At 71.7% G+C, this 5,397-nt stretch carries 3 protein-coding genes; 1 reads left to right on the top strand and 2 read right to left on the bottom strand.

What is annotated here, in order from left to right; genetic code table 11:
- Positions 1 to 327 precede the first annotated feature (327 nt).
- Positions 328 to 3,426 carry an AAA family ATPase gene (locus tag JWR81_RS10965; protein WP_297650154.1) on the bottom strand — a complete coding sequence of 1,033 codons (3,099 nt, stop codon included), beginning with the start codon at positions 3,424 to 3,426 and terminating at the stop codon, positions 328 to 330.
- A 219-nt stretch (positions 3,427 to 3,645) separates the two neighbouring features.
- Here JWR81_RS10965 and JWR81_RS10960 point away from each other — a divergent pair, with 219 nt between their 5' ends.
- Positions 3,646 to 4,692, top strand: a complete 1,047-nt coding sequence (locus tag JWR81_RS10960; protein WP_297650152.1) for a carbamate kinase — start codon at positions 3,646 to 3,648, stop codon at positions 4,690 to 4,692.
- 425 nt (positions 4,693 to 5,117) lie between these two features.
- Here the strand turns inward: JWR81_RS10960 and JWR81_RS10955 are convergent.
- The coding region (locus JWR81_RS10955) for a nitrile hydratase accessory protein (RefSeq protein ID WP_297650150.1) at positions 5,118 to 5,397 on the bottom strand (280 nt) is incomplete at its 5' end.

Below are 5,397 nucleotides of genomic sequence, written 5' to 3'. Positions count from 1 at the left end.
GCGCTCTACGGCATGCGTGAGACGGACCTGATCGAGGGCGTGCAGCCGATCCACCCGCTCGACGTCCTGGACTGCACCCTGACCGCGCGCCGTGAAGGCGCACTGGTCATGCAGACCTGGACGCTCTGACCCACGGGCGACTCGTCGCGGTGCCGGGCGCCGGCAGTCGCCACCGCCCGGCACCGGACGATCGTGTCCGCCACGGTGGCCCCCGTCGAGCCGCGTGCCCGATTCTCGGTGGGCTCACGGCCGTGCTGCGTCGCAGCAGCACCGGGCCGGACGCCCTCGGAGCTGCGGTGGCGGCGCGGGGCGAGACCGAAGGCCGGATCAGACGGAGCGATGGGGCTGCACCGACAACCGGCCCGTGCTGACGAAGCCGTCCCTGATCTCGGTGGGAAGGGCTCCGGCGATCCGGCTCAGCGCCGACCGCCGGTCGGGGTGGCTGCCGAGCTGGGCCACGAGCAGGTCTGATCCGATCGACCCGGCGATCCGGGCGGCGTCCTCGTGCCGTCCGAGATGGCTCAGTGCCAGTGCCTGGTACTTCGGGGACGAGAAGTGCTGCGCCTCATCGAGGAGATCCTCCGCGAACCCGGTATCGAACCGGGCGCGCATCTCGAGCAGTCGCATCGCCGCGCGCGGCCGGAACGGCAACGACCGCTTCAGCATCGGCGCTGCCAGCTCGACGGTCGCCGCCGCGTCGTCCGCTCTGCCGAGAAGCAGATCGCAATCGGCCACGGCGAGCTGGGCGTGCAGTTCCTGCTCGAGCTCCAGTGCCCCACCGCCTCGCCGGGCCAGCTCGACGGCCCGCTGTGCGTGCTCGCGGGCACGGTGCACTTGACCGAGCTCCTGCCACAGCCAGGACGTGGTGGTCTCGATGCCGGCGCGGTAGAACTCGATGTTCTCGGCATCGATCAACCGGCGGGCGCTGTCCAGGGCGCGGAGCGCGCCGGCCAGGTCACCGGAGTCCCCGCGGGCGAGCGCGGTGAAGAACAAGGTCTGCAGCAGCGGGCGGAACTCGCCCGCGCGCCGGCACAGCACGGCCGCGCGGGCGAGCACGTTGCGAGCCTCGGCGAACCGGTCCTGGTGTTGCAGCAGCGCACCCTGGTATGCCAGCGCGAGAGCCGTGGTGGAGTCGCCGGGATCGGCCGCCAGTACACGCTCGTAGGCGGCGCCGGCGCCGGCGTAGTCGCCGTCCCAATGCCGCACCCGGCCCAGGAGCAACGTGGCGCTTGGCAACGCCTGGGGTGCGGCTGCTGCCGACTCGGCGAGCTGGGTGGCCTGCTCGGCGAAGTCGACGGCGACGAGTGCGTCCCGGGCGTAGAGCGCCGTCCAGCCCAGTTGCTCCAGTGCTCGGGCCTCGAGCTCCGAGTCTCCCGACTCGCGCGCCAGTGTGAGGGCTGTCTCGTGGTCTGAGCGTGCCTCGTCGTGTCGGCCCAGGTCGCACAGGGCTTGCCCGCGACGCAGGTGGGCGGTCACGAGCTGGGTGCTGTCGCCGCCGGCCTCCGCCGCCTCGATGGCTCGGCCGAGCAACGCCACGGCGTCGGTGTGCGCGAAGGCCAGGTGAGCCAGGTGGGCCGCAGCGAGCCAGGCGCCTGCCGCCCCGCGTAGATCACCGGCCGAGACCAGATGCGGGGCGGCCGCCTCGGGCCGTGCCTCCCAGAGCGCTGCGATGCGGCGGTGCCGGCTGATCCGCACGGGCTCCGGAACGGAGCTGTACGCGACTTGTCGGACGATGTCGTTGGGAAAGCGGAAGTTGCTGCCCGCGGCCTCCAGGAGGCCGGCGCGCAACGCTCGGCCGGCAGGCCCGGCACAGACCTCGACGTCGATCCCGCTGAGCGCGGCGACGTCGTCGAGGGCGAAGGTCGTGCCCAGGACGGCACCATGGCCGAGGAGGAGCGAGACCTCGGGACCGGCGTGCTCGATCCGCCGTGCGACGGCCTCCTGCAGCGAATCGGGCACCGACAGCGTCGTGCCGCCCTCGGGGGAGTGCATCGGGTGCCGCAGCAGCTCGGTCAGGAACAGGGGGGACCCACCGGTCCAGGTGTGGAGCCTCTCGGCGTCGTAGGCGAGACCGGAACGCTCGACGAGCACGACGACGGCCTCCGGGGTGAGTGGGCCCAGCGACAGGTGCTCCGCGCTGTCGCGCAACGGTGCGGTGACGAGCGGGTCCTCGGTGGTGCGCTCCGTCAGCACGACCATCGTTCGGCTGCGCTGCCAGTGATCCGTGAGCAGGTGCAGGCCCTCGATCGTCTGCTGACCGGCGTGCTGCATGTCCTCGATCACCAGAAGGACCGGTTGCCGGGTGCTGAGCCGCACGAGGAAGCCGCCGAGCGCGTCCAGACTGCGGCGGTGCTCGAGCTCGGGTCCGCCGAGCTCGTAGCCGTCGGGCCCGACGCCGTCGACCAGCTCCGGGATCAGGGCGGTCAGGGTGCCCAGGCGCGGCCCGGCGAGCTCGCGGAGGTCCGCGCGCGTCATCCGTTGCGTCACGGAGCGGACGGCCTCGATCAACGGCTGCAGGTAGAGCGTGCGTTCCGCCTCGTAGCAGCCGACGGACACGACGAGCCCGCCGGTGCGTCCGGTCTCGGCGGCGAACTCGGTGACCAGGGCGGTCTTGCCGATGCCGGCCTCACCGGTGACGATCGTCATCGACGGCGTTCGCGCTGCCGCCGCCGCCCATCGGCCGCTGAGCTCGGCCAGCTCGGCGTCGCGTCCCACCAGGGGGACGTTCTCGCCCTGTGTCGCGGTGTGGGGGCCGGGTCGGTCGGCCACCGGTGTGCTCTCCGCCCGCAGCACGGACAGGAACGCCGACTGGGTGCGCGGCGACGGGTCGCTGCCGAGGTGCTCGGCGAGCGCGTTCTGCAGTGCGCGGAAAGCGACGAGCGCGGCGCCGGTCCTGCCGGCTCGCTGGTGCCCGAGCATGACGATGCGGCAGGCCTCCTCGTCGAGCGGATCGTCGCGCAGGGCATCCGTGGCGACGGTGACGGCGACGTCGTTGGCCTGCAGTTCCAGCGCTGCAGCGGCCCAGCAGATGCGGGCTCTGCGAAGATATCCGCGCACCGACGCGCGCACGTCGACCACCCACGGGTCGGCATGTTCCCCCGCCATGGCGATGTCGCCGGAGAGCAGTCTGGTGGCCTGCTCGGACCCCGTCGACGCGACGGCGACATGACCCCGTCCCAACTCGGACTCGGCGATCTCCAGGAGCTCCACCGCCTCGTGCAGGTCGACGGCGACGTGGTCGGCGACCAACCGGTAGCCGGCAGCGGTGCCGTCGATCCTGTCGCGCCCCACGGCCTTGCGCAGCCTGCTGATCAGCGCGGCCACGTTGCGGTCCGCGCGTTCGGGCGGATCGTCGTCCCACAGAGCCCTGATGAGGGCACCGGTGGCCACGAACTCACCGCGCCGGTCGGCGAGCACTGCGAGCACACGCCTCGCTTTGCCCGGGGGGACCGGTGCCGCTAGGTCGCCCTCGACGGTGAAGGGGCCGAGCAGATGAACCCGCAGGGCCGTTTGCACGCCCGAACACTACAGACGTGCACGGCTGCGGAGGTTTCCCGCACGTGTATTATGCCCGCCCGATCGTCTACTATAGTAGATATCATTCATCTATCGTAGATTCTGTGTACTCATCGGAGGCTTCAGCCCATGTCGAAGACCGCTGTCGTCGCTCTCGGGGGCAACGCCATCATTCGCAGCGGCCAGCGCGGAACGTTCGTGGAGCAGGCAGCCAACGTCCGTGCCATGGCCGCCGCGGTCTGCCGGCTCCGCGATGCGGGATGGGGTGTCGTCATCGTGCACGGCAACGGCCCGCAGGTCGGGAACCTCGCGATCCAGCAGGAGGAGGGGGCTTCCCGGGTACCGGAGCTGCCGCTGTTCGTGCTCAACGCGATGACCGAAGGTCAGCTGGGCTGTCTGCTGACGCTCGCCCTGCACGAGGCGGGTGCCGGTCGGCCACCGGGCGTCGTCTCGCTCGTGACGCACGTCGTGGTGGACCGGGCGGATCCGGCGTTCGCCCACCCGACCAAGCCGATCGGACCTTTTCTCGACCCGGACGTCGCCCGTGAGCTCGCCGGGCAGCGGGGCTGGACGGTCGGTGAAGACGCGGGCCGCGGTTTCCGGCGCCTGGTCGCCTCTCCGGAACCGGGACGCATCGTCGAACTGGAAGCGATCCGGTCACTGGTCGATCAGGGCATGCTCGTCATCGCGGCCGGCGGCGGCGGGATCCCGGTGATCGAGGACGGCCCCGCACTGTGCGGTGTCGATGCGGTGATCGACAAGGATCTCGCCGCGCAGCGGCTGGCCACCGCCCTGGGTGCCGACGCGCTCGTACTGGTCACCGACGTCCCCCGCGTCTTGCTCGACTACGGCACCCCGCAGGCGCGGGCGATCGCCGACATCACCGTCGACGAGGTCCAGGCGCACGCCGATGACTCGCAGTTCCCCGAGGGCAGCATGGGACCCAAGATCCGCTCCGCCATCCGGTTCGTGCGATCAGGTGGCGCGATGTCGGTCGTCACCGATACGGAGCATGCGGTCTCGTCGCTCACCGCACCGGTGGTGGGTGCTCGCGAGCACAGGGACGCGGATCTCGGCACTCGCGTCGTGGCCGCGCCGGTCGCGCCCCCGTCCGCCGACACCGCGGCGAGCACCGGCTCCGCAACCGCCGTGACGTCGGCAGGAGTCGCGCCGTGATCCACTCGGTCCGGTTGTCGCGCGACACCCGCGTCGACTCGGTCGACCAGCTGTCGGGGACCCGCGCGCTGCGCTCGTCCGCGGACGTCGACCTGCGTCGACCGGCCACGGCGACCCCGGCGACGTGGAGATCCCGGTCAGGAGGTCTTCGACGTGGGCGAGCTCGCGGCCCTTGGCGAACGACGGGCCCGGACCTTCGGCCAGGCACCCGCCAGGCAGCGCGGATCGGACGTCGCCGTGATCTCGGTGCCGGGGGACGACGCCGCCCTCGATGCGCACGAAGCGGGCGGTCCTCGAGTGATCTTTGACCGGGCCTCCGCACCTGACACCGTCCGGTCGGACCGTCCAGCAGACGAACGCCGAGCGGGCGACGGAGCGACGGCACGGTCACCGTCGCTCCGTCGCCCGTGATCGGTGCAGGTCGCTCAGTGCGTGTGGTCTCCATGATCGTGTCCGGCGGGCCGGTCGGCGAGAGCGGCGGCCCGGGCGGTGATCTCGTCGGCGGACACGGTGCTGTCGGTGGCCAGGACGTCCTCCAGGGCGCCGAGCCAGTGTTGGTAGTAGTTCCAGCTCTCGCTGGTGGGGTGGCTGGTTTCCCAGGCGGCGATCCGGGCGATCAGTGCGGTCTGGAACTGTGCCCAGGCGAAGGCGCCGGTGTCGTGGAGGGTGACGGCCATGCCGAAGGCCCGGCTCTGCCAGGGTTCG

The sequence above is a fragment of the Pseudonocardia sp. genome, from assembly GCF_025965585.1.
In the GTDB taxonomy this organism is placed as follows: domain Bacteria; phylum Actinomycetota; class Actinomycetes; order Mycobacteriales; family Pseudonocardiaceae; genus Pseudonocardia.
The sequence above is the reverse complement of the archived record's forward strand: the minus strand, read 5'-3'. Positions and strand labels throughout refer to the sequence as shown.